Genomic DNA, 25,656 nt, shown 5'->3' on the forward strand with positions numbered 1-25,656 from the left:
GGTCACCGGAGCGACCTCCCCGCCCGAGCGAACCGGGTCACCCGCGCGAACCGGGCCCCCGGAACGAACCGGGTCACCCGGGCGATCCCAGCGATCCGAGGTGCGCGGCGCGCACCTCGGCCGTCTGGCCCTGCACCAGCAGGAACATTCCCTCGCGCGCCAGCCGCTGCGCCGGGCTCCGCAGATCCATCGCCCGTCCGCCGCCGGCCACGACCGCCGCGGTGGTCGCCGCCCGCATCACGTCGTACGCCCGCGTCTTGCACGCCAGCCGCTCCTCGATGCGCTCGGTCGGCGCCGGGTGGTCGGCGAGCTCGTACGCCTGCCGCCTGACCACGTCGAGCCGTGCCCGCAGGGTGTCCGCGGTCTCCTTCGCGGAGTCGGCGGGATCGTCCTCCAGCAGACCGATCGCCGTCGCCGTCACCCCGAACACGGCCGGTGAGGCATTGGTGTTCTTCGGCCGGTCGGCGACCGCCCAGGACGCGTACGGGGTGCGCAGCGCGACCGCGTCCTCGGGCAGCCGGAACCCGTCCAGCTCCAGCGAGACCGTCCGGGACGCGGAGAGCGCGGCCAGGCGCATCGGCGGGGACGGACGCAGCCCCGGCTGCTCGCGCGCCTCGGTGAACGCGAACAGCGCCTCGTCCGCGTCCGTCACCCCCGCCAGCAGCATGACGTCGTTCAGCCCCCAGCCCGTGTACCAGGGGACCGTCCCGTCGAAGCGCCAGCCGCCGCGCTCGCGTGTGACCCGTACCGGGACGCGCGGGTGGGCGCGCAACTGCGCGTAGGCGACACCGGACAGCAGCTCCCCGCGGGCGAGCGGCCCCAGCAGGCGCTCCCGCACCGGAAGGTCACTCTTCGCCAGGGTCGTCACCGGCGTGTGGTGCTGGGTCTGCACGAACCACGTCGAGCAGCACGCCCCGGCCAGGATCTCCGCGGTCTCCCGGACTACCGCGGCGGGCGCCGCCGAGCCGCCGTACGCCACCGGGGCGACCGCCCCGAGCAGCCCCGAACGCCTGACCGCCTCGATACTGCTCGCCGGGACGCCTTCCTGGTCCACGCGCTCCGCCGAGGGCGCCAGCACCTCGGCCGCCAGGGTCCGGGCCGCCGTGACGAGCGGATGCGGTGGGACGGTCATCGAGGAATCTCCCGCTGTCGTCGTGGCGTGTGTCGATCCGGCGCCGTCTCGTTCGTGTAGTCAGTGAGACGCCGAGTGAGAGACATCCGAGGAGGACACATCATGAAGTACTACCTGTTGAGCGTGATGCAGCCGCAGGGCGAGCGGCCCGCGCCCGAGGTCCTGGAAGAGATCATGCACAACGTGGAGGTGTTCCACACGGAGCTGCGCGAGGCCGGTGCCTGGGTGTTCGCCGGTGGCCTGCACGGGCTGGACTCGGCCACCGTGCTGCGGGCCCGCGACGGTGACGTCCTGGTCACCGACGGACCGTACACGGAGAGCAAGGAGTATCTGGGCGGGATCTGTCTGCTCAAGGCGCCCGACCTCGACGCGGCGCTGATGTGGGGGCGCAAGGCGGCGCTGGCGACCACGCTTCCCATCGAGGTACGCCCGTTCATGCACGAGACCGAGGACTGATGGCGGTCGGCGCCGCCGGGATCGAGGCCGTCTTCCGCGCCGAGTACGGCCGGGCGGTCGCCGTCCTGATCCGCTTCCTGGGTGACATCGACCTCGCCGAGGAAGCGGTCCAGGACGCGTTCACCACGGCGGTGGTGAAGTGGCCGGAGACCGGCGTGCCGCCGAGCCCGGCCGGCTGGATCATCACCACCGCCCGCAACCGCGCCGTCGACCGGCTGCGCCGCGAGTCCACCCGCGAGGCCCGGCACGCCGAAGCGGCCCGGCTGAACGCCCCGGACGAACCCGTCGAGGAGGGCCCCGTGCGCGACGACCGGCTCCGTCTGATCTTCACCTGCTGCCATCCCGCGCTGGCACCCCGGGCCCAGGTCGCCCTCACCCTGCGGCTCCTCGGCGGACTGACCACCCCGCAGATCGCGCGCGCCTTCCTCGTCCCCGAATCCACCATGGCCCAGCGGATCGTCCGCGCCAAGGCCAAGATCCGCGACGCGGGCATCCCCTACCGCATCCCGCGCGACGCGGACCTGCCGGACCGCGTCAAGGGCGTGCTGGCCGTCGTCTACCTCGTCTTCAACGAGGGGTACGGCGGCCGCGAGGACCTCTGCGCCGAGGCCCTGCGCCTCGGACGCCTCCTCGTCGAGCTCATGCCGGACGAGCCCGAGGCCCTCGGCCTGCTCGCGCTGATGCTGCTCATCGAGGCCCGCCGCCCGGCCCGCTCGACGGCGGACGGCGACCTGGTGCTCCTCGCCGACCAGGACCGTACGCGCTGGGACCGGGACCGGATCGCCGAGGGCCGGGCCCTCGTACGCCGCTGCCTGCGCCGCAACCGGCCGGGCCCCTATCAGATCCAGGCCGCGGTCAACGCCGTCCACAGTGACGCGCCGACCGCGGACGCCACGGACTGGGGACAGATCCTCCGCCTGTACGACCAGCTCATGGAGCTCGCCCCCAGCCCCGTCGTGGCCCTCAACCGCGCCGTCGCCGTGGCCGAGGCCGAAGGACCGGAGTCCGCTCTGGCCCTCGTCGACAAGCTCGACCTGGACGGCTACCACGCCTTCCACGCCGTACGCGCGGATCTGCTGCGCCGGCTGGGACGGCAGACCGAGGCCCTGCGGGCGTACGACGCGGCCATCACGCTGACCGGGAGCGCGCCGGAGCGCGCCCACCTCGAACGGGCCAGAGCGGCCCTCGCCGCGAAGTGACCGCCCGGAGGGGTCACACGCTGAGCGCCTCCCGCACCGCCGGTTCGGCGTCCCGGCCGCCGGCTCCGGACGACGTGACCCGGCCCGCCTCCAGGACGTAGTAGCGCTGCGCGGCCCGCATCGCGAAGCCGACATGCTGCTCGACCAGAAGGACCGACAGGCCTCCCCGGGCGGCCAGCGAGAGAATCGTCTCCTCGATCCCGGCGACCACCGAGGGCTGGATGCCCTCGGTCGGCTCGTCGAGGAGCAGCACCCGAGGCTCCGTCACCAGGGCCCGGGCAATGGCCAGTTGCTGACGCTGGCCGCCCGAGAGCAGGCCCGCACGACGGCCCGACAGGGCGCGCAGCGCCGGGAACAGGTCCAGCGCCTCGGCGGTCGCCTCCTTGCCGCGCCGCCGTCCGTCCGCGACCAGTCGGAGGTTCTCGGCGGTCGTCAGGTGCGGGAAGACCTGCTGGCCCTGCGGGACGTACGCCATACCGCGGGCCACCCGTTCGTGGGGCTTGCGGCGGGTGATGTCCTCGCCGTCGAGGCGCACCGAGCCGCTCCGCGGACCGAGCAGCCCGACGGCCGCCCGAAGGAGGGTGCTCTTGCCCGCGCCGTTGTGGCCGAGCACCGCCGCCACCCCGTTCCTCGGCACCTCGACGGAGACGCCGTGCAGCACGACACTTCGGTGGTACCCGACGTGGACGGTGTCGATCTCCAGCATCACGCCTCCTGTGCGGCGGTCGGTCCGGGCACGGTCGCGGCGGGGTCCTCGGTGGAGGTGTGCCCGAGATACACCTCCTGGACCCTCGGGTCGGCCTGCACCTCGGCCACCGTCCCCTCGCTCAGCACCCGGCCCGCGTGCAGCACGCTGACGCTGCGCGCGAAGGACCGCATGAAATCCATGTCGTGCTCGATGACGACGACGGTCCGCTCCCCGCTGATGCGTTCCAACAGCTCGCCGGTGGCCTGCCGTTCGTCGTGGCTCATGCCCGCGACCGGCTCGTCGAGGAGCAGCAGCCGGACGTCCCGCACCAGCAGCATGCCGATCTCCAGCCACTGCTTCTGACCGTGCGCGAGCGTCCCGGCCGGACTGTCGGCCAGACCGGTCAGGCCCACCGTCTCCAGGGCGCGCGCCACGGACTCGGGCACGCCCTTGCGGCGGCGCAGCATCGTCAGCGCGCCCCGCCCGGCGCCCGCCGCGATGTCCAGGTTCTGAAGAACCGTCAACTCCTCGAAGACCGCGGCCGTCTGGAAGGTCCGGCCGATTCCGGAGCGGGCGATCCGGTGCACACTGCGGCCGAGGACCTCGGCACCGCCGAAGCGCACCGATCCCGTGGCCCGCACCAGTCCGGTGACCGCGTCGACCAGGGTCGTCTTGCCCGCGCCGTTCGGGCCGATCAGGAAGCGGACATCCCCCGGCCGCACGTCCAGGTCCACCCCGTCGACGGCGGTGAACCCGTCGAAGGCCACCCGCAGCCCGCGGATCTCCAGCGCCTCGGGCGCGTTGTCCGTCCGCTCCGTCATACCGTGTCTCCCGCGAGTCCTCGGCCCGCCCGGCGCCGCTTCACGATCACGGCGAGCGAGGCGAGTCCGCCCGGCAGGAACGCCAGGGCGACGACGAACAGCAGCCCCTGGAAGTAGGTCCAGGCCGCCGGGAACTCCTCCGAGAGGGCCGTCTTCGCCCAGGCGACGCCGATCGCGCCGAGCACCGCGCCCGTGAGGCTGGCCCGGCCGCCGACCGCGGCGCCGATGACGAGTTCGATGGACGGCACGATGCCGACCAGCGCGGGGGAGATGATGCCGACGGCCGGCACGAACAGCGCACCCGCGAGTCCCGCCATGCCCGCCGCGACGACGTACGCCACGAGCTTGACATGGGCGGGGTCGTAGCCGAGGAACCGCACCCGTTCCTCCGAGTCCCGCACGGCGACGAGGAGTTCGCCGTAGCGGCTGTGCATCAGCTGACGGGCGAGCGCGATCAGCAGGAGCAGCACTGCGGCGATGACGAAGTACACCATCCGCTGGTTGACCGGGTCGTTCAGGTCGTAGCCGAAGAAGCCCTGGATGTCGGTCAGTCCGTTGGTGCCACCGGTCGTCGCCTGCTGGCCGACCAGCCAGATCGCGAAGGCGGCGGCGAGCGCCTGGCTCAGGATCGCGAAGTAGGCGCCCTTGACCCGGCGCCGGAAGATGAACGAGCCCAGGACCGCGGCGACGGCCATCGGCAGCAGGACGGTCGCGGCGACAGCGAACACGGGATTGGCGAACGGCCGCCACCACCAGGGGAGTTCGGTAGCGGTCCCGTACAACTGCATGAAATCTGGGAGGTGGCCGGGTCCGGCGTCCGCGATCTTCAGATGCATGGCCATGGCGTAGCCGCCCAGCCCGAAGAACACCCCTTGGCCGAGGGTCAGCAGGCCGCCGCGCCCCCAGGCCAGACAGATACCGACCGCGACCATGGCCGTGCACAGGTACTTGGCGAGCAGCCCGAGGCGGAAGTCGGAGAGCGCGAGCGGGGCGACGGCGAAGAGCACGAGCGCGGCCGCGACGAAGCCGGCGGCGGGCCGGGCCGCCGCGAACCGGCCCCGTGCGCGCGGAAGTTGCCCCGCCTTCGGGGCGAGGGGAGTGGTGGTGGTCATACGAGACTCCTCGCGCGCAGTGTGTACAGGCCCTGCGGCCGCCACTGGAGGAACACGACGATGGCCACGAGGACGAGCACCTTCGCGACACTGACGGTGGTCGAGTACTCCAGGACCGACTGAAGCGCGCCCAGCACGAAGGCGACGATCACGCTGCCCTTGAGCTGTCCGATGCCGCCGACCACGATCACCAGGAAGGCGTCGATGATGACGTTGGTGCCCATCGTCGGCCCGATCGGGCCGACCAGCGTCAGCGCGACCCCGGCGATCCCGGCGAGCCCGGAGCCGATGAAGAAGGCGGTGCGGTCCACCCGGCCGGTGGAGATGCCGGACACCTCCGCCAGGTCCCGGTTCTGCACCACCGCGCGGATCCGCCGCCCGAGCGGGGTCAGCCGCAGGGTCAGGGACAGTGCCACGACCGCGGCGACCGCCAGTCCCAGGATGAACAGCCGGCTGTTGGCGAAGGTGAGCGGGTCGTCGCCGCCGATGACCGTGATGTGCCCGGTGAGGACATCGGGCGCGCGGGTCTGCACATTCGGCGCACCGAAAATGTCACGGGCGAGTTGCTGAAGCATCAGCGAGACACCCCAAGTGACGAGAAGGGTGTCGAGGGGACGGAGGTAAAGGCGGCGAATCAACAGCCATTCCAGCAGCGCCCCGAGCGCCCCCGACACAAGGAATGCGACGGGCAGAGCGACGATGAGTGACATTCCCGCGCCGGAAATGGACTTCTGCAGTACGTACGTGGTGTAGGCGCCGGCCATGATGAACTCGCCGTGGGCCATGTTGATGACATTCATCTGGCCGAAGGTGAGCGAGAGGCCGAGCGCGATGAGGAGCAGGACGGCACCGATACTGACGCCGGTGAACAACTGCCCGAGGATCACGGTCATACGGCGGCTCCGGGGAGTCGGGACACGGGGCCTGTGCGCACAGGCCCCGCGCGACGGGTGGTCAGGAGAGGCCGGAGGCCCAGGCGTAACCCTTCAGGTAGGGGTCCGGCTTGATCGGCTTGCCGGAGTCCCAGACCTGCTTGATCAGCCCGTCGGAGCCGATCCTGCCGATACGGGCGGTCTTGTAGATGTGCTGGGTCGCGCCGTCCACGGTGACCTTGCCCTCGGGCGCGTCGAAGGTGATGCCGTCGGAGGCAGCCTTGACCTTCTCGGGGTCGAAGGACTTCGCCTTCTCGACCATCGCCTTCCAGAGGTAGACCGAGGTGTACGCGGCCTCCATCGGGTCACTGGTCGGCTTGTCCTGGCCGTACTTGGCCTTGTACGCCTTCACGAACTTGGTGTTCGCGGCGCCCGGGGTGGTCTGGTAGTAGTTCCAGGCCGTCAACTGGCCGGCCAGGTACTGCGCCCCGATCGACTTGACCTCCTCCTCGGCGATCGACACCGAGACCACCGGCATGCTCTTGGCGGTGAGTCCGGCGGACTTGTACTCCTTGAAGAACGCCACGTTCGAGTCGCCGTTGAGGGTGTTGAAGACCGCGTCCGCCTTCGAGGCCTTCACCTTGTTGGCGATCGTGCCGAACTCCGTGGAGCCGAGGGGCGCGTAGTCCTCGCCGAGCACCGTCATGCCGTTGGCCTTCGCGTACGCCTTGATCTCCTTGTTGGCGGTGCGCGGGAAGACGTAGTCGCTGCCGACCAGGTAGATCCGCTTCTTGCCCTGGGACTTGAGGTAGTCCAGACCGGGGACGATCTGCTGGTTGGTGGTGGCGCCGGTGTAGAAGATGTACGGCGACTCCTCAAGCCCCTCGTACTGCACGGGATAGAAGAGCAGCGACTTGTTCTTCTCGAAGACCGGCTTGACGGCCTTTCGGCTGGCGGAGGTCCAGCAGCCGAAGGTGGCCGCGACCCGGTCCTCCCGGATCAGCTTGCTCGCCTTCTCGGCGAACGTGGGCCAGTCGGAGGCACCGTCCTCGCTGATCGGCTCGATCCGCTTGCCGAGCACTCCGCCCGAGGCGTTGATCTCGCCGATGGCCAGTTTCAGGGAGTCGCGTACGGTCACCTCGCTGATGGCCATCGTGCCCGACAGCGAGTTGAGCAGGCCCACCTTGACGGTGTCGCCGCTCACGTCCGCCTTCGCGGCCTTGTCGGACGTGCCGCCCGCGTCGGTCTTGGCGCCGCACGCGGAGAGCGCGACGACGGTCGCGAGCACGGCGGCACCGGCTGCGATCCGGCGTCGGAGAATTCGGGAACCGCTGGACAATAGAACCCCCTCGGGCTGTGGAGGAGACAACCTCCTGAAGTGCGGTCCACAGCCTCAAGTCGACCTGTTTCCATGGTGTTTCACCGTACTTTCCCGGCCGTATCTTCCCGCTCTCACGAAGCGTTCGGGGGCGCTCGACAGGGCGGCGGAAAATGCCCGGAGCGGAATTCGGCATCCGAATTCCTGATACGTCCGAGACATTTCGATTTCTCGGACCGTCCGGCGTTCGGACGTGGAAATCGAGGGTGTCCTGGTCGGCCGGGATCGCGCCGGGCGGGGTCTTGGCATCCTCGGTATCCTCGAAGGGATCACCGTCATGGCCGTGCGCGAGCACCCCCGTCGGCGGACCGGGTTCCGTCCTCCGCCGCGGGGCGTAACGAGAACTCCACCGGCGCCGGAGGCCGTGACCGCCTCGGTCACGGCGGCCGGTCCGTGCGTGCACGGGCCGCGTACCCCCACGGGTTCGTGCTCGTGCTCGGGAGGGCCCCTTTCCACCAGAGGTTCGGGTTCGGTCATGCCACATCTTCGGTGCGGTCGCCCGAGGTCGGTCGGCCTCCGAGGTCGGCCTGCCCCCGATCCGCCTGCCCGCGATCGGACTCTCCGCGATCGTGCTGTCCGCCGTCGGGCTGTCCGGTCTCGGGCCGGACCTGATCGGCGGTATCACGCTGCGAAAGTCCACGGTTGCGGGCACCGTGATGACAGGGCCGATGGGGGCGTCGAATGGCCGCCCGCCCGGCGGCTGTCCACCGGCTCGCCGGGCGTGCCGGGCGTGCCGGTCGACCCGTTCGTCGACCACGACCGCGTCCACGCCGCCGTCCTGACCGTCCTCGTACCGGAGTCCGCCGGGGACGCCCGGGTGTCGGCGGGCTCCGGGCCGAGCTTCCGGTCGTGCGCACCGGCCACCGGCCGCGCCGACCGAAGACGGAGGCGGAGACGGGACCCGTGCCGCGGGGCCCCGCGGCACGCCCGCGCGGCCGGCGTTGGGCCGAACGGCCCCCACCGGGGACCTGCGGCCCCTGCCGCACCCGACCGCTTCGGCACGACGCTGGAACCTGATCCCGCTCGGACCCCCGATCCAGGAGGTGGGCACCATGTCCCGCACTGTCACCGTAGGCCTCGACGGTTCTCCCGAGAGTCTCGCCGCCGCCGAGTGGGCCACTCGCGAGGCGCGACTGCGCGCCCTGCCGGTCACGCTGGTCAACGTATGGGAACCGGCCCCGGACCCCATGGCGCAGGCGCCGCTGTTCGGCGCCGAGACCCAGCAGCACTGGAGCGAGCGGATCCCGCGCGAAGCGGCCGAAGGCCTGCGGGCGCGCCACCCGGGAGTCGAGATCACCACCGAACAGCGGACCGGCCGGCCCGCGGAGGTGCTGCTCAAGGCCGCGGACGACGCCGAACTCCTGGTCCTCGGCACCCGTGGGCTCAGCGGCGTGGGCGGTTTCATGATCGGCTCCGCGGGCCTGGCCGTGGCGGCCCACGCGGGTCGTCCCGTCGTGTTCGTACGCGCCGGGGAACAGGCGTCGGACGAGCACCTGGAGGATCCGTCGGGCATCCCGTCCGCCGCGGCACCCTTCCGTCCCGTCGTGCTCGGACTCGACACCGGCGGACCGGACGACACGCTGATCGGCTTCGCCTTCGAGGCCGCGCTCCTGCGCGCCACGGCGCTGCGGGTCGTGCACGCCTGGAACGAGCCGCCCTACATCGCGTACGGGCTGCCCCCCGACATCAAGATGGACGTCCGGCTGGCCGCCCAGGACGCCGCGTCCATGACGGAGGCACTGCGGCCCTGGCGCGAGAAGTTCCCGGACGTGGAGATCGTCGAGGACTCCCTGTCAGGAAAGGCGGCCAATCACCTGGTGGACGCCTCCCGCGAGGCCTCGCTCGTCGTCGTGGGCCGCCGCGTCCGCCGTGCCGCGCTCGGCGCCCACATCGGCCCCGTCACGCACGCCGTACTGCACCACTCCACCGCCCCCGTCGCCGTCGTACCGCACCCCTGATCACCACGGGCCACCCCTCGGTCTCCGGCTGTTCGCGGCCGTTCGCGCAAGGAGAGTCATCCCATGAAAGCAGCAGTCGTCCGAGCGTTCGGTGAGCCGCTGGTCATCGAGGAGCGTCCGGACCCCGAGCCCGGCCCCGGCCAGGTCCGTATCCGGGTGGAGGCCTCGGGGCTGTGCCACACCGACATCCACGCCGCCAACGGCGACTGGCCGGTCAAGCCGAGCCCGCCGTTCGTTCCCGGACACGAGGGCGTCGGCCTGGTCGAGGCGCTGGGAGAGGGCGTCACCCATCTCGTGCTGGGGCAGCGGGTCGCCGTGCCCTGGCTGGGCAGCGCCTGCGGCCGGTGCGAGCACTGCCTCTCCGGCTGGGAGACGCTCTGCGAGCAGCAGATCAACACCGGATACGGGTGCGACGGCGGCTACGCCGAGAAGATGCTGGCCCGGGCCGACTTCGCCCAGCCGGTGCCCGACGGGATCTCCCCGCTGGACGCGGCCCCGCTCACCTGCGCCGGGGTGACCACGTACAAGGCACTGAAGGTCGCCGACGTCCGGCCGAGCCAGCTCGTCGCGATCTCCGGGGTGGGTGGACTCGGGCACCTGGGCCTGCAGTACGCGAAGATCGCCGGGGCTACCGTGGCGGCCATCGACGTCACCGACGACAAACTCGAACTCGCCGCGGAACTCGGCGCCGACATCGTCATCGACGCCCGCAAGGAGGACCCGGGCGAGGTGCTCAAGAGCCACGGCGGCGCGCATGTCGCGCTGGCTCTGGCGGTGAACGAGGACGCCTTCTCCGCGGTGTACAGGGGACTTCGGCGCGGCGGGAAACTCGTCATGGTCGCCATGCCGGCGCACGGCACGATCCAGGTCCCCATCTTCGAGACCGTCCTGAACGGCACCTCCGTGATCGGTTCCATCGTCGGTACCCGGCAGGACCTCGCGGAGGTGTTCGACCTGCACGCCGCCGGCCGGACGCGGGTGATCCGCGAGTCCCGGCCGCTCGCCTCCGTCAACGAGTCCATCGACGAGGTGCTGCACGGCCGGATCCAGGCCCGGATCGTCTTCGACTTCGGCGAAGCGGGCTGACCGCCGTGCATCTGCCGCTCGTCGTGGGCGTCGACGGGTCCGAGCCCGGCATGCGCGCCGTGGACTGGGCCACGGACGAGGCCGCCCTGCGCGGTCTGCCGCTGCGCCTGGTGTACGCCTCGCTCTGGGAGCGCTACGAGGGCGCGTCCCTCGCCGAGGGGCTGGACAGGTCCACCGAGCAGGTCATGGCCGACACCGTCGTGGAGGCCGCCGCCGAGCGGGCCCGCCGTCGCGACGCCGGGGTACGGGTGACCACCGAGGTGATGCCCGACGACGCGGTGAGCGCGCTGCTCAGGGAGGGCCTGAACGCCACCGCGCTGGTGCTCGGGTCGCGGGGCCGGAGCGGCATCGCCGAAATGCTCCTCGGGTCGGTGAGCCTCACGGTCGCCGCCCGCGCCCACTGTCCGGTGATCGTGCTGCGCGGCAGCCACGACAACCAGGGCGGGACCGGCCGCCGCGGGCCCGTCGTCCTCGGCGTCGGCGATCCCTCGCACGGATCGGCGGCCGCCGTCTCGCCTTCCGCGAGGCCGCCGAACGCGGGGTCCCGCTGGAAGCCGTACGGGCCTGGCGGTGGCCTTCCCGTGAGACGGCCGGTCACCCGCCCGCGGCGGGCGAGCCCGCCCGGCCGCACGAGCGGGAGGCAGTGGAGATTCTGGACAAGGCGCTGCACGGCGCGGCGGCGGAGTTCCCGGCCGTGGTCGTGCACCGGAGCACGACCGAGGGGACCGCCCGCACGGCACTGCTGGACGCCTCCGCCGACGCCGGTCTGCTCGTCGTCGGGGTCCGCCAGCACGACAGCCACGGGCACATCGGGATGCAGCTCGGCCGGGTCGCCCACGCCGTCCTGCACCACGCGTCCTGTCCCGTCGCCGTCGTACCCCTACGGGTATGAGCGCCTCACAGGCTCGCCGCGTGATCGGGGACGTAGGTCTGCAGATCGCGCGGCGGGCGGAGGTAACCGGTCGACGGCGGCCGGTCGGGCAGCTCCAGAACCGGCGGCGGCACCTCGTGGTAGGGCATGGAGGAGAGCAGATGGGCGATCATGTTCAGCCGGGCGCGCCGCTTGTCATCGCTCTCGACCACGAACCACGGCGCCTCCGAGATGTCCGTGTGCACCAGCATCTCGTCCTTCGCCCGGGAGTACGCCTCCCAACGGGTGATCGACTCCAGGTCCATGGGAGAGAGCTTCCAGCGCCGCGTCGGGTCCTTCAGCCGGCGCCGGAACCGCTTCTGCTGCTCGGCGTCGCTCACCGAGAACCAGTACTTGCGCAGCAGGACACCCTCCTCCACGAGCATCCGCTCGAAGATCGGGCACTGCCGCAGGAACAGCTGGTGCTCCTCCTGCGTGCAGAAGCCCATGACGCGCTCGACCCCGGCGCGGTTGTACCAGCTCCGGTCGAACAGCACGATCTCCCCGGCGGCCGGCAGATGCTCCACGTACCGCTGGAAGTACCACTGGGTGCGCTCGCGCTCGGTCGGCTTCGGCAGCGCCACGATCCGCGCGACACGCGGGTTCAGATGCTCCGCGACCCGCTTGATCGTGCCGCCCTTGCCCGCGGCGTCCCGGCCCTCGAAGACCACCACCACACGGGCGCCCTCGGTCCGTACCCACTCCTGGAGCTTCACCAGTTCCGTCTGCAGCCTGAGCAGCTCCCGCTCGTACGCCGCGGACGGCACCTTCGCCGTGCTCTTCTCGCCGGCCATGCCGCCTCCTCCGCCCGATGACGCCTCCGCGAAACGTTTCACCGACCCGCCTCGCCGACGTATTCCGATGACTTACGGAGTCACCATGCCCAAGGTCGAACACCAGGACAGCACCGTACTGACCGACGACGAACTGCGCATCCTGGACGCTCACTGGCGGGCCGCCAACTACCTTGCCGTGGGCCAGATCTATCTGCTCGCCAACCCACTGCTGACCGAGCCCCTGACCCCCGCGCACATCAAACCGCGGCTGCTCGGCCACTGGGGTACCTCGCCCGGCCTCAACCTGGTCCACACCCACCTCAACCGCGTCATCAAGGCGCGCGGCCTGGACGCGCTGTGCGTCTGGGGTCCCGGGCACGGCGGCCCGGCCGTGCTGGCGAACTCCTGGCTGGAGGGGACCTACAGCCAGACGTACCCCTCCGTGCCCCGGGACCGGGAGGGCATGGGCAAGCTGTTCCGGCAGTTCTCCTTCCCCGGCGGGGTGCCCAGCCACGTCGCCCCCGAGACGCCCGGCTCCATCCACGAGGGCGGCGAGCTCGGCTACTCCCTCGCCCACGCCTACGGAGCCGCCTTCGACAATCCGGAGCTGCTGGTCGCCTGTGTGATCGGCGACGGCGAGGCGGAGACCGGACCGCTCGCCGCGTCCTGGCACTCCAACAAGTTCCTCGACCCGGTCCACGACGGCGCCGTCCTGCCGATCCTGCACCTCAACGGCTACAAGATCGCCAACCCGACGGTGCTCTCCCGGATCCCGGAACCCGAACTCGACGAACTGCTGCGGGGATACGGCCACGACCCGATCCACGTGACCGGCGACGACCCGCTCCAGGTGCACCGCGCCATGGCCGCCGCGTTCGACCAGGCGCTGGACCGCATCGCACTGGTCCAGCGCACGGCCCGCGAGGAGGGCGTGACCGAACGGGCCCGCTGGCCCGTGATCGTGCTGCGCACCCCGAAGGGCTGGACCGGCCCCGCGGAAGTCGACGGCCTGCCCGTCGAAGGCACCTGGCGCGCCCACCAGGTTCCCCTCGCCGGTGTCCGCGAAAACCCGGAACACCTGCGGCAGTTGGAGACCTGGCTGCGCTCGTACCGCCCCGAGGAACTCTTCGACGCCGACGGGCGGCCGGTGGCCGACGTGCTCGCGTGCGTACCCGACGGCGCCCGGCGCCTCGGCGCCACCCCGCACGCCAACGGCGGCCTTCTCGTCCGCGAACTGCCGCTCCCGCCCCTGGAGCGCTTCGCCGTCCCCGTCGACAAGCCGGGCGCCACCCTGCACGAGCCGACCCGGGTCCTCGGCGACCTCCTGGAATTCGTCATGCGGGAGACCTCGAATCGCCGCGACTTCCGGCTGGTCGGCCCCGACGAGACAGCCTCCAACCGGCTGGACGCCGTCTTCGACGCCAGTGGCAAGGCCTGGCAGGCGGGGACCCTGCCGGTGGACGAGCACCTCGACCGGCACGGCCGCGTCATGGAGATCCTCTCCGAACACCTCTGCCAGGGCTGGCTGGAGGGCTACCTCCTGACCGGCCGGCACGGACTGTTCTCCTGCTACGAGGCGTTCGTCCACATCGTCGACTCCATGGTCAACCAGCACATCAAGTGGCTGCGGACCTCACGCGAACTGCCCTGGCGCGCCCCGATCGCCTCCCTCAACTACCTGCTCACCTCCCATGTCTGGCGCCAGGACCACAACGGCTTCTCGCACCAGGACCCCGGCTTCGTCGACCACGTCCTCAGCAAGAGCCCCGAGGTCGTGCGCGTCTACCTCCCGCCGGACGCCAACACCCTGCTGTCCGTGGCGGATCACGTCCTGCGCAGCCGCGACTACGTGAACGTCGTCGTCGCCGGAAAGCAGCCCTGCTTCGACTGGCTGTCCATGGACCAGGCCCGCGCCCACTGCGCCCGCGGCGCCGGCATCTGGGACTGGGCGGGATCGACCGGCGGGGACCGGGAGCCCGACGTCGTCCTCGCCTGCGCGGGCGACGTCCCCACCCAGGAGATCCTGGCCGCCTCCGACCTGCTGCGCCGCCACCTGCCCGAGCTCGCCGTCCGGGTCGTCAACGTCGTCGACATGACCCGGCTGCTGCCGCGCGCGGAACACCCGCACGGGATGAACGACTTCGAGTACGACGGGCTCTTCACCACCGACAAACCGGTGATCTTCGCCTACCACGGCTACCCCTGGCTCATCCACCGCCTCGCCTACCGCCGCACCGGCCACCAGAACCTCCATGTGCGCGGCTACAAGGAGATGGGCACCACCACGACCCCGTTCGACATGGTCGTGCGCAACGACATGGACCGCTACCGCCTCGTCATGGACGTCATCGACCGCGTCCCCGGCCTCGGCGTCCGCGCCGCCGCCGTACGCCAGAGGATGGCCGACGCCCGCTCCCGCCACCACGACTGGATCCGCGAGCACGGCACCGATCTCCCCGAGGTCGTGGACTGGACCTGGACCGGCTGAGGACCCCCGCCCCGCGAACGAGCGCGGGTGACCGCCGGAAGCGTCGACGGCCGACGGGCACCGGAGCGGCCCGCCGTCCCGGCGCGTCCCGCGAGGACGGCGGGCCGCCCGTGCCGCAGGATGGAGGCATGCGCGACGGCACCTGGGACTACGAGGGGTACGACCCGGCACAGGAACGCCTGCGCGAGTCGCTGTGCACCCTGGGCAACGGGTACTTCGCGACCCGCGGCGCCGCCCCGGAGTGCGCCGCGGACGCCGTCCACTACCCGGGCACGTACGTGGCGGGCTGCTACAGCCGTCTCACCTCGCAGGTCTCCGGACGCGAGGTCGAGAACGAGGACATGGTCAACCTCCCCAACTGGCTCCCGCTCCGGCTGCGCACCGCCACCGGGACCTGGCTCACCCCCGACACCCACCGGCTCCTCGACCACCGCCTGCGCCTCGACCTGTGCGCGGGCACCCTGGAGCGCACCGCGCGCTACGAGGACGAGGAGGGCCGGCGTATCGCCGTACGGCAGCTCCGCCTGGTCCACATGGCCGATCCCCACCTCGCCCTGCTGCGCACCGAGGTGACGGCCGAGGGCTGGTCGGGCTCCGTCGAGATCGAGTCGGCACTCGACGGCACGGTCGCCAACAGCGGTGTCGAGCGCTACCGCTCCCTCGCCTCCCGCCACCTCAAGCAGGTCCGGACCGGCACCGACGCCCCCGACACGATCTGGCTGCACTGCCGGACCGCCGGCTCGGAGACCGGCATCGGGCTGGCCGCCCGGACCGTCACCGACGCCCCCGCCGTGACCACGGAGGCGCACACCCCGGGACGCGCCGCCCAGGTGCTGCGGATCACGCTGACCGAGGGCCGGACCGTGACCGTGGACAAGACGGTCGCCCTGCACACCTCCCACGACCCGGCGATCAAGGACCCGATGGACGCGGCCGTCGACCGGGTCGGCCGGGCCGCGGACTTCGAGACACTGCTGGACACCCACCGCACGGCGTGGCAGCAGTTGTGGCGGAACACCGAACTGGACGTGCCGAACAGCGCGGGGCCGATCCTGCGCCTGCACCTGTTCCATCTGCTGCAGACGCTCTCCCCGCACACCGCGGAACTGGACGTCGGTGTCCCGGCCCGCGGGCTGCACGGCGAGGCCTACCGGGGGCACGTCTTCTGGGACGAACTGTTCGTGCTGCCGTACCTGAACCTCCATTTCCCGGAGGTCTCGCGGGCCCTGCTCACCTACCGCCACCGCCGTCTGGAGCGGGCCCGCCGATCGGCCCAGGACGCCGGGCACACCGGTGCGATGTATCCGTGGCAGAGCGGCAGCGACGGACGTGAGGAGACCCAGCAGCTCCACCTCAACCCGCGCTCGGGGCGCTGGCTTCCGGACCACTCACGGCTCCAGCACCACGTCGGATCGGCGATCGCGTACAACGTGTGGCAGTACTGCGAGGCGAGCGGCGACACCGAGTTCCTGCATACCAAGGGCCTGGAGATGCTCGTGCAGATCGCCCGGTTCTGGGGCGGGTTCGCCGAGTACGACGGCACACTCGGCCGCTACCGGATCCGGGGGGTCGTCGGACCCGACGAGTACCACGACGCCTACCCGGGCGCGGACCGACCCGGGCTCGACGACAACGCGTACACGAACGTCACGGCCGCCTGGGTGCTCGCCCGCACGCTCGACGTGCTGCACGAGCTGCCCGAACTCGTCCGGCGGGACCTCGTCGAGCGGGTCGGCCTGGACTCCGCGGAGCTCGACCTCTGGGACGACGTGTCGCGCCGGCTGCACGTGCCCTTCCACTCCGGCGTCATCAGCCAGTTCGAGGGCTACGGCGATCTCGCGGAACTCGACTGGGCGGGCTACCGCGAACGGTACGGCGACATCCGGCGGCTCGACCGGATCCTGGAGGCCGAGGGCGACAGCGTCAACGGCTACCGGGCCTCGAAGCAGGCGGACGTGCTGATGCTGGGCTACCTCTTCTCACCCGCCGAACTCGGCGGCCTGTTCCGCCGGCTCGGGTACGAGGTCGACGAAGCGCTCTGGCGGGAAACCGTCGACCACTATCTGAGCCGTACGAGCCACGGGTCGACGCTGAGCAGCCTGGTGCACGGCTGGGTGCTGGGCCGGGCACGGCGCGTCGAGGCCTGGACGTACATCCACGAAGCCCTGCACGGCGACGTCGCCGATCTCCAGGGCGGCACCACGGGGGAGGGCGTCCACCTGGGAGCCATGGCGGGCACCCTCGATCTCGTGCAGCGCGGGCTGACCGGCCTGGAGACCCGGGGCGGAGCGCTGAGGTTCGACCCGGTCCCCCTGCCGGAGCTGTCCGAGTACGGTTTCGCGATCCGCTACCGGGGTCATCGGGGCGTCCAACTCCGCCTGAGCGCGGGGAGGTTGCACCTGAGCGTGCCGGCCTCGGACGAGGACCCGATCGATGTCACCCTGGCGGATCGCACGGTCTCGGTGGCCCCGGGCGAGTCCTGCACACTCACGCTGCCGGAGCGCTGACGGGTGACCGTGACCATCGCCGGTCGCCGGTCGCCGGTCGCCGGTGACGGGTGACGGGTGACGGGTGACGGGTGACCGGTGATCGTGGCGGGCGTGGTCGGTCGGTCGTCAGTGCGGGACAACCGTCACCGGGCATCTGGCGCGGCCCAGTACGTCCCGAAGCGTGGACCCGAGCGTCGTCCCACTCCGCCCGACGACCAGCAGCCCTGCCGTTTCCGAGGCATGGACGAGCGCGGTCGCCGGGCTCTGGAGCCGGACGTCGTCGTAGACACGCACGAGCGGGTACTTCCGCCGCCACGGCCGCAGGACGTCCGCCAGCAACTGGACCTCCTGGTCCTCCCAGGCCCCCCGGTCCTCCTCGGGCGGAGCGAACGGCGCCGACGGTCCGACCGGCACGGGAGGACTCCAGGCGTGGACGGCGTGCAACAGCGCGCCACGCCGCGACGCGGCCTCGAAGGCGAAGCCGGTCACGACATCGCGGGGACGGCGCGCGTCGATGCCCAGCACCACCGGCCGGGGTCCGTCGGGCCCGGGGGTTTCCCCGGCAACGATCGGCTGATCCACGGGAGTTCACCCTTCGTCGTTCGTGCGGGTGTCGGCTATCGGCTCAGGGTGCGGTCGAGAAGGGGAAGCAGTTCGTCCCAGTGGCGCCGCAGCGCGGAGAGGTCGAAGGCGTCCGTGTCGGCCATCGTGAAGCCGTGGACGGTTCCCGGGTAGATCTCGCACGCATAGCGCACACCCGCGGCGTCCAGGGCCTGACCGAGCTCGCTGACGGCCTCGGGCGTCATGTCGTTCTCGGCCAGGCCGAGGTGGACCTCGGCGGTCAGCTTGGAGACGAGCCGGTGCGGGCTGTCGGGAGCGTCGGTGACCAGGCGGCTGGGGTGGAATCCGGCGACGGCGGCCACCTGATCGGGGTGGTCCGCCGCGGTACGCATCGCCGCGTTGGCGCCCATGCAGTAGCCGATCACGGCGACCGGTCCGGTGCTGACCTCGGGCTGCGCCGTGAGGAAGCCGAGGTAGGCGTCGGCGTCGCCCAGGACACGTTCGACGGTGTGCGTCTCGATCAGCGGCATCACCTGGGCGAACACCGTGGACCGGACCTCCTTGCCGATGTGCTCGGGCAGGTCGATCACCGGTGCCTGGCCGTGCCGGTAGAAGAGGTTGGGGACGAGCACGTAGTACCCGTGCTCGGCCAGTTCGCGGGCCATGTCCCGCAACACGGGCCGCAGGCCGAAGGCGTCCATGTACAGCAGTACTCCGGGGTGCCGCCCGCCACCGTCGGGGAAGGCGGCGAACGCGTCGGCCTGGCCGTCCGCGGTGGGAATCTGCAACGACTTGACAGGAATGGCGGATCTTCCTTTCTCGGGCTGATGAACAGCGCAGCCGCTACGAGGGCCGAGGACCATCAGACATCGGCGGGCCATCGGTGATCAAGCGCGGCCTTCGACGCCGCGTACGCGCGCTCCAGCTCGCCCAGGTACTGGTCCAGGCGGAAGCGGACCTCCTCGACGACCCGGCCGTCGAGGTCCGGGTACATCAGGTCGGACCAGACGACCGTCCCGCCCCGGAGCCGGACCCGTACGGTCAGCCTGGCCGGCCCCGGCTCGGGGTGTACCTGGGCCGCCACATCCACCATGCGCGGCCTGTCCGTCGGACAGAGCGGCCCGCCGGGGCGGAGCGACACCCTGGGACCGAGGCCGGCCAGCCTGCTGTCGCTGCGCGCCACCACGTCGAGGCCGTCGACGAAGAGGTACGTGTGCACGTCGGCACACACAGGTGGTCCGGGGCACGTGCCGACGAGCAGGCTGCTCACCGGACCGTCGCTCCGTCTCCCGGGCGCAATGGCCCTCGACGCGCGCGGGGATCTACGCGGCATCCGTTTGATGTGGCGTCATGGGCCGATCGTAGCGGCCGCGTCCCGTACCGGTGAGGGCGCGAGGGCGGAGGACCGACACGGTCCGGTGGCCCGTGGTTCAGCGCGGGGAGCGGTGGTGGTCGGCCGGTTCGGGGTGTTCGAGGTGGTTGGCCAGTACCGCGGCCTGGACGCGGCGCTGGACGCCGAGCTTGGCGAGCAGGCGGGAGATGTGGTTCTTGACCGTCTTCTCGGAGAGGTACAGCTCCTTGCCGATCTCGCGGTTGGTGAGGCCGTCGCCGACCACCGAGATGTCCGGTTCGCTGTCCAGCAGGTCGGTGAGACCGCGGCGTACGACCTCGTGGTCGTCCAGCAGGAAGACCCGGATCGGGTTCTGCTCGGAGAACGTACGCGCCTCGGCCATGACGACCCCCTGTTCAGTGATGGACCACGGACCGTGAGCCCGCTCAGGACGATCATCACGCGTCCGGCCCCGATGCACCAGGGCCGACCGGCCCCGTCCGAGGTCGGCGGCCGGTTCACCGCCGGCGGTGGCGCGGGGTCTCCGGACCGCCTCGAAACCGGCCGTGGCGCGGGCTCGCGGTCACCACGCGTCGCCGCTGCCGTAGGGGGCGTACAGGTCGAGCAGCCGGGTCCGGGCCGACTGGAGCCGGTGGGCGACGATCTCGCCGGTCCACCGGGTCACGGCCATCCCCAGCTCGGCATCGGCCCGGCACAGCGCCCTGACCGCCTCGGCCTCGAACTCGTAGGCGCGCACCGGGCTCGTCGCCTCCGCGCCCAGATGCCAGGTGTGCGGGGCGAACAGCCAGGACCAGCCGACGAGTTCGTTGTGTCCGAGGATCTCGATGACGGCCGCGCGGCGGCCCGGCACCCGCAGGTCCAGGGCCACCGTGCCGGTCCGGACGATCCAGAACCGGTCGGCGCGGCGGCCTTCCTCGAACAGCCGGGTGCCCTCGGGGAAGGACACCTCGCGGGCCATCCGCATCAGCCGTTCCCGGTGCTCGGCGGGCAGCGCCCGCACCATGGTGGTTGTCGTGGAAGTGTTCATGATCCTGCCTCTTCCTGGCGCGCGATCCTTCCACCTCCAAGCTCTTCCAGGGCCCGGCCTCCCGCCAGGGGCCGTCCGGCCCCGATCGCGGGCCGCATGGCACAGGCCCGGGAAGCCAGGCCGGGGGAAAGCCGGCCGGTGCTCGCGCACCGGCCCGGTCCGCCCCCGGAGAGGGACCTTCGGCCCTCCCACCCGGGACCCGTGACCCCTGCGAACTCCCTTGCCGTCGAGGGACATTGAAGCAACGGAAGCAGCCGGGAGCACGTCGAACACCCCTGGGAGGGATCAGCGTCATGGCAGTCCAGGAGCAACCCCACCGGCACACAGGGTTCCACTTCCCGTCCTTGCGCAGGACCGGTCAGGCCCGGGCGCGGAGTGAGGACGCGACCGTCCCGGCCACGGGCGTCCGCACGTACGCCCTCGCGGGTCTGCGTCTGCTGACGGGCTTCGTCTTCCTGTGGGCCTTCCTCGACAAGACCTTCGGGCTCGGCTACGCCACCCCGTCCGGCAAGGGCTGGCTCGACGGCGGTTCGCCCGCCAAGGGTTTCCTCGGCGGGGTCGCCGCCGGACCGATGGAGTCGACGTTCCACTCCTGGGCCGGCGCCGGCTGGGTCGACTGGCTGTTCATGGCCGGCCTGCTCGGCGTCGGCGCCGCCCTCGTCGCCGGTGTCGCCCTGCGGCCCGCGGCGGTCGCGGGCACGGTGCTGCTGGCGTTCATGTGGCTCGCCGAATGGCCGCCCGCCCGGCACCTGTCCGACGGCTCGCCGAGCATGTCGACGAACCCCTTCGCCGACTACCACGTGATCTACGCGGTCGTCCTCATCACCCTGGCCGCCGCGGGCGCCGGTGCCACCTGGGGTCTGGGCCGGTTCTGGGAGCGGCTTCCCTTCGTGCGCCGCAACCCCTGGCTGAGGTGAGGGCACGGCGGCCACCGGGGCGCCCCCACGCGAGTGCGGGGCGCCCCGCCGCGTGCCGCCGTGCCGGACGGGCGTCCTGCCGGCCCGGCCGTGTATCCGGCCGCGCGGTCGGGCGACGGACGCCTGTCCTCAGCGGCGCCCTGAAGTCCCGTACCGCATGGGCCTGTCGGCCCCCGTCGAGGACCAACGGCCCCTCGTCGCCCGCGCGTGCGAACAAACAAGACTGATCACGCATCCGTCAAGGAGGTCACCAGATGTCCCGCACCATCGTCGTCGGTCTGGACGGCTCGCCCGAGAGCCGTGCCGCAGCCGAGTGGGCAGCCCGTGAAGCACGCCGCACGGACGCGCAACTGCACCTCGTACACGCCTGGTTGTGGCATCCCTACGTGTACGGCCCACTGGCCGGCGTCTCGGTCCCCGCGCCGTCGGAGGACCCGGAGCGAGCCTGGGCCGAACGCCTCCCGCGCGAGACCGCGGCCGAGCTCGCCGCGGAACACCCCGGTCTGACCGTCACCGCCGAGCGCGTCGCGGAGCAGCCGGTCACCGCGCTGTCGGCCGCCGCCAAGGACGCGGAGCTGCTGGTGCTCGGGTCCAAGGGCCTGAGCGGAGTCGCCGGGTTCCTCACGGGTTCCGTCGCGCAGGCCGTGGTGGCCCGGAGCCGGGTGCCGGTCGTCCTCGTACGAGCCGGTGCGCGAGCCCCGGAAGCGTCCGGGCACCGGGATGTCGTCCTCGGGCTCGACCTGGAGCACCCCGACGCCTCCGTACTCGGCTTCGCCTTCCGGGCGGCCGCCGCCAGGGCCGCGGACCTGCACGTCGTCCACGGCTGGAGCCTGCCGCCCTACTACGGCTGGACCGGAGCCACCGATGCCGGGGTGAACACCGAACTGCTCGCCGAGGCGCAGCAGCGGCTGACCGACGTGCTGAACCCCTGGCGGGAGAAGTTCCCCGGAGTCGAGGCGCGCGGGCAGGCCGTGATCGGCGGCGCGGGCCCCCACCTCGTGGAGGCCTCGCGGAACGCCTCGCTGGTCGTGGTCGGTCGCCGCAACCGCCAGACCCTGGTCGGCACCCACATCGGACCGGTGACACAAGCGGTACTGCACCACTCCGCCGCACCGGTCGCGGTGGTCCCGCACGACTGATCCCCCCGTCCTGCCGGAGACCGCCCGGTCATGGGCTCCTCGTGAGCAGCCCATGACCGGGCGGACCGGCGGCGGGGGACGCGCCCGCCGGGGACGGATCGATCCGGGTCAGGGCGTCTTGTGCCCCCACTGCGGTCCGAGCCGCTCCCACTCGCGTTCCCATCGGGCGTAGCGCCGCTGGTCGAGCCGCCACCGCGCGAATCCGCCGGCGCCGAAGACCAGGCCGCCGAGAGCCACGGCGGCGCCGATGCCCAGCAGACTCGCCTCGGTGGCCGCCGCGCTCGCGGTCGGCGGCGCCGTGGTGGGCCGGCCCTGCGGGTCCATCCAGATCACCACGTGCGATCCGGCCCTGTGCCCGGATTCCACCAGGGCGCTGCCGGTATGGCGGGACCCGTCCGCCGCGGTCCACCGGACGATCGCCCGGACATGGTCGTACACTCCGCTCTCCCCGGCGGGTACCGCCGAACCCGTACCGCCGACCAGTACGGCCGGGACGGCGTGCCGGTCGTGGCGCAGCCGCGTGAAGGACGTGTCGGCGGCATGGGCCGTCACCAGGCCGGCGAGGGTGCCGCCCAGCACCATCACCGTCCAGACGATCAGCACGATCCACGCCTCGAAGACGTCGTCACGGCGACGCAGCGGATTTCTCCGCCAGCGCCAGCACCACTGCCTCGCACCCTGTGCTCCGCGCATGGCACCGCACCTCCTCGTTACACCCCAACAGTGCAAGCGGATCGCGGCGCGCGCGAGCGGTGGCAGGGGCCGCCCGGTCCCGGACAGGGGGCCGATGGGCCTTCGTGTGCGGCATATACCCTGGTCAGGGCGTATATGGACGTCCATTGACGCGAGCCGAAACGGCCGCCGTTCCTCCCTGGCTGATCGAACGCGGCCAGGGGGGAGACTCGCTCACCGCCTCCGTTGCCGCCGTCGCTGCCGTGCGTGGATCGGCGGGGAGGAACGCCGACCTCGACTCCGACCTCGACCCCGACGCCGGGCCCGGCGGGTCGGTGAGCGCCGGGATGCGGCCACTCTCCGTTCGCCGGGGACCAATGGGCCCTGGCTCCCCTCGCCGGCCGGGCGGAGTCTGAACCATATGTCGCTGTATTGCTCTGTCGCCTCGATGCATGGAAGTGGGTTCCGGCGATGAATCCCAACGACGGCTTTCGTGAACTCGGCCGGCAGGAGTGCCTGGACCGGCTCGGCGGAGCGCCCATCGGCAGGGTCGTCCACACGCGGGACGCCCTGCCCGCGGTCCTGCCGGTCATTTTCTGTCTCGACGCGGAATCCGCCGTGGTGCTGCGTACGTCGGCGGACTCGGAACTGGCCCGTTGCATCGACGGGGCGGTGGTGGCGTTCGAGGCCGACGCGGTGGACGCGGCCGGGCACGCCGGCTGGAGCGTCGTCGTGACGGGCCTCGCGCTGGTGGTGAGCGATCCCGCCGAGCACGATCGCCTGAGCCGCACCGGACCCCGTTCCTGGGTGACCTCACCCCACGACGTCTTCATCCGGATCGACGCAGAACTGGTCACCGGCCGGGAACTCGTCGGCGGCCGCACGCTGTACGGGGTGGACCTGAGCTGACCTGATCCGCCCCGACCTGACCCGGCGCTCGTGCCCATTCGACACGGCACGGGGGAGACCGGGCGACGACCGCCACCGCTCGGCGGCACGAAAATCCTGAGCCGATCGGTCGCGGTCCCGTGCAGGATGCCCTCTGTGAACCATGTCCTGTGCGGTCTCGCCGCCAATCCGGCCCTGCCGTCCGATCTGGTCGACCGCCTGATCGCGATCGCGGACACCGACCTCGCCGGCGCCCTCGCCGGTCGGGCGGACCTCAGCCGGGAGCAGGCCGTCGCCCTGTTCTCGCGTGTCGGGGAGAGCGGTGTGCAACTCGCCTACGAAGGCGTGCTCGCCGCCGCGACGGTCGACCCCGCGGCGCACCCGTACACCGCCCTCGCGCTGCTCGACCAGGGATGCGGCCGCCCCGAGTGGGCACACCTCTTCGTGGCCGATCCGGTGCCCGAGCACCGGGAGAAACTGGCCGCCTGCCCCGGCCTCCCGGCCGACGTGGTGGAGACGCTGGCCGCCGATACGGACGTACGTGTTGTCACGGAACTCGCCCTGTGGACCACACCGGAGGTGGCGGCGGGGCTCGGGGAGCATCCGCATGCCGAGGTCCGCCGCGCGGTGGCGCTGAACGAGGCGACGCCCCCGGACGTACTGGCCGCGCTCATCACCGGAGAGGGGCTTCCTCCAGCGCGCCGCTGCCTGGTCTGCGACCGCGAGACGACCCCTTTCACGCACGATCCCCACTGCCCCCGGCCCGACTGCGATCTGCCGCCGGGCGCCTCCTGCGACGGGTCCCACGAGTCCACCGTCCATGCGATACAAGCGGCGGCACTCAGTAACCCTGGCACGCCCACGGCAGCCGTCGTCGGCTTCGCGGACCATCCTTCGATGACGCTGCGCTGGGCGCTCGCCGGGCGCTCGGACCTGCCCCCACGGGTGGGCGCACGGCTCGCCTCGGACGCCGTGCCCGGCATACGCGCCGACCTCGCCGGGAACCCCGCGATCGACGAGGCCCTGATCCGTGTGCTGGCGGGGGACCACGACCCCCGCGTACGCGGCAGGCTCGCCCTTCATCCCCGCGTACCGCTCGACGTGCTCACCCTGCTGGCTCGAACGTCGAGGGCCGGGGCCACCCTGCTGCCCCGGATCGCCGCCGCGACCCCCGCCGAGATCATGGAGCTGGTCCGGTCGCCGGACCCGGCCGCTCGGATGCTCCTGGCCCACCGCCGTGATCTGCCGCCCGAGATCCGCGACGCGCTGGCCCGCGATCCGGACGCCAAGGTGGTCAAGTCCATCGCTTCGCATCCGGGCCTCGCCGAAGGGCAGTTGCGCGCCATGGCGGACCGGCACGGAGTCCAGGTCCTCGCCAAGGTGGCGGCCAACCCGGACGCGACTCCGGCACTGCTGGAGCACCTGACCCGACACGAACCACCCGTGCCGAAGGCGTTCCTGGAGATCGCCCGGCACCGGAACGCGACGGCCCGAGCCCTCCTCGCCTGCCTGGAGCACCAGCGGGCGAGGCCGAGGGCGGCCGGCCACCCGGCACTCCCGCCGTCCGTCATCGAGGAGTTGCTGAACGACGCGGACGGGCGCGTGGCGGATGCGGCGGCGGCCAACCCGTCCCTGCCCCCCGCCGCGATGGCGGATCTCGTCCGCCGGGCCGCGTAGCCACGTCCCTCGGACCACGCCGCGGTCCGCACACGTGCGGCAGGCCGCGCATCCGTCGC

General features: G+C 71.9%; 23 protein-coding genes and 1 pseudogene. 11 read left to right on the top strand and 13 right to left on the bottom strand.

Features of this window, described 5'->3' with window-relative positions:
• Window positions 1–73: 73 nt before the first annotated feature.
• A complete protein-coding gene (locus OHT01_RS35975; protein WP_328557296.1) occupies window positions 74–1,132 on the bottom strand; it encodes an acyl-CoA dehydrogenase family protein in 1,059 nt (352 codons plus the stop codon).
• Window positions 1,133–1,234: 102 nt separating this feature from the next.
• Here OHT01_RS35975 and OHT01_RS35980 point away from each other — a divergent pair, with 102 nt between their 5' ends.
• Both OHT01_RS35980 and OHT01_RS35985 read left to right on the top strand, forming a co-directional pair.
• Window positions 1,235–1,588, top strand: coding sequence for a YciI family protein (locus OHT01_RS35980; protein WP_328557297.1), 354 nt, complete (start codon window positions 1,235–1,237; stop codon window positions 1,586–1,588).
• Window positions 1,588–2,787: an RNA polymerase sigma factor gene (locus tag OHT01_RS35985; RefSeq protein WP_328557298.1), complete on the top strand. Its 1,200-nt coding sequence runs from the start codon at window positions 1,588–1,590 to the stop codon at window positions 2,785–2,787. The genes OHT01_RS35980 and OHT01_RS35985 overlap by 1 nt, the downstream gene beginning before the upstream one ends.
• A 13-nt stretch (window positions 2,788–2,800) precedes the next feature.
• Here OHT01_RS35985 and urtE read toward each other — a convergent pair whose 3' ends face one another.
• The 5 genes from urtE to urtA form a co-directional block, all read right to left on the bottom strand.
• Window positions 2,801–3,493 carry an urea ABC transporter ATP-binding subunit UrtE gene (gene urtE / locus OHT01_RS35990; protein ID WP_328557299.1) on the bottom strand — a complete coding sequence of 231 codons (693 nt, stop codon included), beginning with the start codon at window positions 3,491–3,493 and terminating at the stop codon, window positions 2,801–2,803.
• Window positions 3,493–4,296, bottom strand: a complete 804-nt coding sequence (gene urtD, locus OHT01_RS35995; protein WP_328557300.1) for an urea ABC transporter ATP-binding protein UrtD — start codon at window positions 4,294–4,296, stop codon at window positions 3,493–3,495. Before urtD ends, urtE begins: the two co-directional genes overlap by 1 nt.
• Entirely contained in the window at window positions 4,293–5,408 is a 1,116-nt protein-coding gene (gene urtC / locus OHT01_RS36000; protein WP_328557301.1) for an urea ABC transporter permease subunit UrtC, read from the bottom strand. The genes urtD and urtC overlap by 4 nt, the downstream gene beginning before the upstream one ends.
• Complete coding sequence (urtB, locus tag OHT01_RS36005) at window positions 5,405–6,301, bottom strand: urea ABC transporter permease subunit UrtB (protein WP_328557302.1); 897 nt, start codon at window positions 6,299–6,301, stop codon at window positions 5,405–5,407. The genes urtC and urtB overlap by 4 nt, the downstream gene beginning before the upstream one ends.
• A 61-nt stretch (window positions 6,302–6,362) precedes the next feature.
• Window positions 6,363–7,568, bottom strand: a complete 1,206-nt coding sequence (gene urtA, locus OHT01_RS36010; protein WP_328557303.1) for an urea ABC transporter substrate-binding protein — start codon at window positions 7,566–7,568, stop codon at window positions 6,363–6,365.
• Between the two features lie 1,142 nt (window positions 7,569–8,710).
• On the opposite strand from urtA, the gene OHT01_RS36015 reads away from it, so the two are divergent.
• The 3 genes and pseudogenes from OHT01_RS36015 (at window position 8,711) to OHT01_RS36025 (ending at window position 11,594) form a co-directional block, all read left to right on the top strand.
• Complete coding sequence (locus tag OHT01_RS36015) at window positions 8,711–9,616, top strand: universal stress protein (RefSeq protein ID WP_328557304.1); 906 nt, start codon at window positions 8,711–8,713, stop codon at window positions 9,614–9,616.
• Between the two features lie 63 nt (window positions 9,617–9,679).
• Complete coding sequence (locus tag OHT01_RS36020; protein WP_328557305.1) at window positions 9,680–10,702, top strand: zinc-dependent alcohol dehydrogenase; 1,023 nt, start codon at window positions 9,680–9,682, stop codon at window positions 10,700–10,702.
• A gap of 50 nt (window positions 10,703–10,752) precedes the next feature.
• Window positions 10,753–11,594, top strand: a pseudogene (locus OHT01_RS36025) (universal stress protein).
• Window positions 11,595–11,599: 5 nt separating this feature from the next.
• On the opposite strand, the gene ppk2 reads toward OHT01_RS36025, so the two are convergent.
• Window positions 11,600–12,406: a polyphosphate kinase 2 gene (gene ppk2, locus OHT01_RS36030; protein ID WP_328557306.1), complete on the bottom strand. Its 807-nt coding sequence runs from the start codon at window positions 12,404–12,406 to the stop codon at window positions 11,600–11,602.
• Between the two features lie 85 nt (window positions 12,407–12,491).
• On the opposite strand from ppk2, the gene OHT01_RS36035 reads away from it, so the two are divergent.
• Window positions 12,492–14,876 carry a phosphoketolase family protein gene (locus OHT01_RS36035; protein ID WP_328557307.1) on the top strand — a complete coding sequence of 795 codons (2,385 nt, stop codon included), beginning with the start codon at window positions 12,492–12,494 and terminating at the stop codon, window positions 14,874–14,876.
• Between the two features lie 128 nt (window positions 14,877–15,004).
• On the top strand, window positions 15,005–17,383 hold the full coding sequence (locus tag OHT01_RS36040; protein ID WP_328557308.1) for a glycoside hydrolase family 65 protein: 2,379 nt from the start codon (window positions 15,005–15,007) through the stop codon (window positions 17,381–17,383).
• Window positions 17,384–17,491: 108 nt separating this feature from the next.
• Here the strand turns inward: OHT01_RS36040 and OHT01_RS36045 are convergent, their stop codons facing one another.
• The 5 genes from OHT01_RS36045 to OHT01_RS36065 all read right to left on the bottom strand — a co-directional run bounded on the left by OHT01_RS36045 (window position 17,492) and on the right by OHT01_RS36065 (window position 20,304).
• Window positions 17,492–17,947, bottom strand: coding sequence for a universal stress protein (locus OHT01_RS36045; protein WP_328557309.1), 456 nt, complete (start codon window positions 17,945–17,947; stop codon window positions 17,492–17,494).
• Window positions 17,948–17,982: 35 nt separating this feature from the next.
• Window positions 17,983–18,729, bottom strand: coding sequence for a dienelactone hydrolase family protein (locus OHT01_RS36050; RefSeq protein WP_328558383.1), 747 nt, complete (start codon window positions 18,727–18,729; stop codon window positions 17,983–17,985).
• A gap of 59 nt (window positions 18,730–18,788) precedes the next feature.
• The gene (locus OHT01_RS36055; RefSeq protein WP_328557310.1) at window positions 18,789–19,196 is read right to left on the bottom strand and encodes a hypothetical protein; all 408 of its coding nucleotides are present in this window, start codon (window positions 19,194–19,196) and stop codon (window positions 18,789–18,791) included.
• Between the two features lie 160 nt (window positions 19,197–19,356).
• Window positions 19,357–19,659, bottom strand: coding sequence for a response regulator transcription factor (locus OHT01_RS36060; RefSeq protein WP_328557311.1), 303 nt, complete (start codon window positions 19,657–19,659; stop codon window positions 19,357–19,359).
• Window positions 19,660–19,839: 180 nt separating this feature from the next.
• On the bottom strand, window positions 19,840–20,304 hold the full coding sequence (locus OHT01_RS36065; RefSeq protein WP_328557312.1) for a Crp/Fnr family transcriptional regulator: 465 nt from the start codon (window positions 20,302–20,304) through the stop codon (window positions 19,840–19,842).
• Between the two features lie 293 nt (window positions 20,305–20,597).
• Here OHT01_RS36065 and OHT01_RS36070 point away from each other — a divergent pair, with 293 nt between their 5' ends.
• Together OHT01_RS36070 and OHT01_RS36075 are read left to right on the top strand one after the other, a co-directional pair.
• Complete coding sequence (locus OHT01_RS36070; RefSeq protein ID WP_328557313.1) at window positions 20,598–21,221, top strand: hypothetical protein; 624 nt, start codon at window positions 20,598–20,600, stop codon at window positions 21,219–21,221.
• A 254-nt stretch (window positions 21,222–21,475) separates the two neighbouring features.
• Complete coding sequence (locus tag OHT01_RS36075) at window positions 21,476–22,360, top strand: universal stress protein (RefSeq protein ID WP_328557314.1); 885 nt, start codon at window positions 21,476–21,478, stop codon at window positions 22,358–22,360.
• A 108-nt stretch (window positions 22,361–22,468) separates the two neighbouring features.
• On the opposite strand, the gene OHT01_RS36080 is transcribed toward OHT01_RS36075, so the two are convergent.
• On the bottom strand, window positions 22,469–23,053 hold the full coding sequence (locus tag OHT01_RS36080) for an Rv1733c family protein (RefSeq protein ID WP_328557315.1): 585 nt from the start codon (window positions 23,051–23,053) through the stop codon (window positions 22,469–22,471).
• Between the two features lie 450 nt (window positions 23,054–23,503).
• On the opposite strand from OHT01_RS36080, the gene OHT01_RS36085 reads away from it, so the two are divergent.
• The gene (locus OHT01_RS36085) at window positions 23,504–23,941 is read left to right on the top strand and encodes a pyridoxamine 5'-phosphate oxidase family protein (protein ID WP_328557316.1); all 438 of its coding nucleotides are present in this window, start codon (window positions 23,504–23,506) and stop codon (window positions 23,939–23,941) included.
• Between the two features lie 135 nt (window positions 23,942–24,076).
• Window positions 24,077–25,597, top strand: coding sequence for a hypothetical protein (locus OHT01_RS36090; protein ID WP_328557317.1), 1,521 nt, complete (start codon window positions 24,077–24,079; stop codon window positions 25,595–25,597).
• The last annotated feature ends 59 nt before the right edge of the window (window positions 25,598–25,656 follow it).

Origin of the sequence: Streptomyces sp. NBC_00358 (assembly GCF_036099295.1) — a bacterium.
Taxonomy (GTDB): Bacteria; Actinomycetota; Actinomycetes; order Streptomycetales; family Streptomycetaceae; genus Streptomyces.

What these genes read in the sequence shown, in the direction of transcription:
- OHT01_RS35975 (WP_328557296.1), bottom strand. Translation starts at nt 1,132, where the DNA reads ATGACCGTCCCACCGCATCCGCTCGTCACGGCGGCCCGGACCCTGGCG.
- OHT01_RS36035 (WP_328557307.1), top strand. Translation starts at nt 12,492, where the DNA reads ATGCCCAAGGTCGAACACCAGGACAGCACCGTACTGACCGACGACGAA.
- OHT01_RS36060 (WP_328557311.1), bottom strand. Translation starts at nt 19,659, where the DNA reads ATGGCCGAGGCGCGTACGTTCTCCGAGCAGAACCCGATCCGGGTCTTC.
- OHT01_RS36015 (WP_328557304.1), top strand. Translation starts at nt 8,711, where the DNA reads ATGTCCCGCACTGTCACCGTAGGCCTCGACGGTTCTCCCGAGAGTCTC.
- OHT01_RS36040 (WP_328557308.1), top strand. Translation starts at nt 15,005, where the DNA reads ATGCGCGACGGCACCTGGGACTACGAGGGGTACGACCCGGCACAGGAA.
- urtE (WP_328557299.1), bottom strand. Translation starts at nt 3,493, where the DNA reads ATGCTGGAGATCGACACCGTCCACGTCGGGTACCACCGAAGTGTCGTG.
- OHT01_RS35980 (WP_328557297.1), top strand. Translation starts at nt 1,235, where the DNA reads ATGAAGTACTACCTGTTGAGCGTGATGCAGCCGCAGGGCGAGCGGCCC.
- OHT01_RS36020 (WP_328557305.1), top strand. Translation starts at nt 9,680, where the DNA reads ATGAAAGCAGCAGTCGTCCGAGCGTTCGGTGAGCCGCTGGTCATCGAG.
- OHT01_RS36075 (WP_328557314.1), top strand. Translation starts at nt 21,476, where the DNA reads ATGTCCCGCACCATCGTCGTCGGTCTGGACGGCTCGCCCGAGAGCCGT.
- OHT01_RS36070 (WP_328557313.1), top strand. Translation starts at nt 20,598, where the DNA reads ATGGCAGTCCAGGAGCAACCCCACCGGCACACAGGGTTCCACTTCCCG.
- urtC (WP_328557301.1), bottom strand. Translation starts at nt 5,408, where the DNA reads ATGACCACCACCACTCCCCTCGCCCCGAAGGCGGGGCAACTTCCGCGC.
- OHT01_RS35985 (WP_328557298.1), top strand. Translation starts at nt 1,588, where the DNA reads ATGGCGGTCGGCGCCGCCGGGATCGAGGCCGTCTTCCGCGCCGAGTAC.
- urtB (WP_328557302.1), bottom strand. Translation starts at nt 6,301, where the DNA reads ATGACCGTGATCCTCGGGCAGTTGTTCACCGGCGTCAGTATCGGTGCC.
- ppk2 (WP_328557306.1), bottom strand. Translation starts at nt 12,406, where the DNA reads ATGGCCGGCGAGAAGAGCACGGCGAAGGTGCCGTCCGCGGCGTACGAG.
- OHT01_RS36065 (WP_328557312.1), bottom strand. Translation starts at nt 20,304, where the DNA reads ATGAACACTTCCACGACAACCACCATGGTGCGGGCGCTGCCCGCCGAG.
- OHT01_RS36080 (WP_328557315.1), bottom strand. Translation starts at nt 23,053, where the DNA reads ATGCGCGGAGCACAGGGTGCGAGGCAGTGGTGCTGGCGCTGGCGGAGA.
- urtD (WP_328557300.1), bottom strand. Translation starts at nt 4,296, where the DNA reads ATGACGGAGCGGACGGACAACGCGCCCGAGGCGCTGGAGATCCGCGGG.
- OHT01_RS36085 (WP_328557316.1), top strand. Translation starts at nt 23,504, where the DNA reads ATGAATCCCAACGACGGCTTTCGTGAACTCGGCCGGCAGGAGTGCCTG.